This is a genomic window from Saccharopolyspora ipomoeae (assembly GCF_029952525.1).
Lineage (GTDB): Bacteria > Actinomycetota > Actinomycetes > Mycobacteriales > Pseudonocardiaceae > Saccharopolyspora > Saccharopolyspora ipomoeae.
In genome coordinates this window covers 1-1418 of record NZ_JASAOF010000047.1, presented here as the reverse complement: position 1 = coordinate 1418, position 1418 = coordinate 1, and the positions used below count along the sequence as shown (strand labels likewise).

Here is a 1418-nt window from a genome sequence, read left to right as displayed (position 1 = left end):
ACGATGGGTGTGGCCTGGCACCGGTTCTCGGCGTTCTTCAACATCTACTTCAAGCGCGAGGACGACGGCGACGTCGCCCTGGGCGCGGTCAAGCCGATGATGTCGGGCGGCAAGCCGCTGGACTTCGAGGAGGCCGACCCCGACACCGACGTGTTCGGCGCGGGCAAGGTCGAGGACTTCTCCTGGAAGGGCTGGCTGGACTTCACGACCTGCACCGAGTGCGGTCGCTGCCAGTCCCAGTGCCCGGCCTGGAACACCGGCAAGCCGCTGTCGCCGAAGATGCTGATCACGCAGCTTCGCGACCACGCCTACGCCAAGGCCCCGTACCTGCTCGCCGGTGGCAGCAAGGACATGGCCGGCGACGAGGTCGGCATCACCGGTGACGGCGCCGAGGAGAAGCTGGCCAAGATCGACGCTCTCGCGCTGGCCGAGGCCGAGCGCCCGCTGGTCGGCGGCCCGGAGGAGATGGGCGTCATCGACCCCGAGGTCCTCTGGTCCTGCACCTCCTGCGGTGCCTGCGTGGAGCAGTGCCCGGTGGACATCGAGCACGTCGACCACATCGTCGACATGCGCCGCTACCAGGTCATGATCGAGTCGAACTTCCCGACCGAGCTGGGCGGGATGTTCAAGAACCTGGAGAACAAGGGCAACCCGTGGGGCCAGAACGCCAAGGACCGGCTGGCCTGGACCGAGGACCTGGACTTCGAGGTCCCGGTCTTCGACGGTGAGCTCGCCGAGGACGACGAGTACCTGTTCTGGGTCGGCTGCGCCGGTGCCTTCGAGGACCGCGCGAAGAAGACCACCCAGGCCGTCGCCGAGCTGCTGCACATGGCGGGCGTGAAGTACAAGGTGCTGGGCCCGGAGGAGTCCTGCACCGGTGACCCGGCCCGCCGCGCGGGCAACGAGTTCATCTTCCAGATGATGGCCCAGCAGAACGTCGAGGTCCTGAACTCGGTGTTCGAGGGCCGCGAGCCGGGCAAGCGCAAGATCGTCGCGACCTGCGCGCACTGCTTCAACAGCCTCGCCAACGAGTACTCCGAGCTCGGCGGCAACTACGAGGTCGTCCACCACACCCAGCTGCTGAACAAGCTGGTGCGGGAGAAGCGCCTGACCCCGGTCGCCCCGGTCGCCGAGGACGTGACCTACCACGACCCCTGCTACCTGGGACGGCACAACAAGGTCTACACGCCGCCGCGCGACCTGGTCGGCGCCGCGGGCGCGACCTTCCGCGAGATGCCGCGCCACGAGGAGCGCTCCATGTGCTGCGGCGCCGGTGGTGCCCGCATGTGGATGGAGGAGCGCATCGGCAAGCGGATCAACCTGGAGCGCGTCGACGAGGCCCTGGGCACCGCCCCCTCGAAGATCGCCACCGGTTGCCCGTTCTGCAAGGTGATGCTCTCCGACGGCGTCACGACCCG

1 protein-coding gene is annotated in these 1418 nt (G+C 68.2%); it reads left to right on the top strand.

Going from position 1 to position 1418, the window contains the following annotated elements; genetic code table 11:
* Positions 1–1418, top strand: a 1418-nt coding sequence (locus QFW96_RS30155; protein ID WP_281459153.1) for a (Fe-S)-binding protein, incomplete at both ends; no start/stop codon positions are given.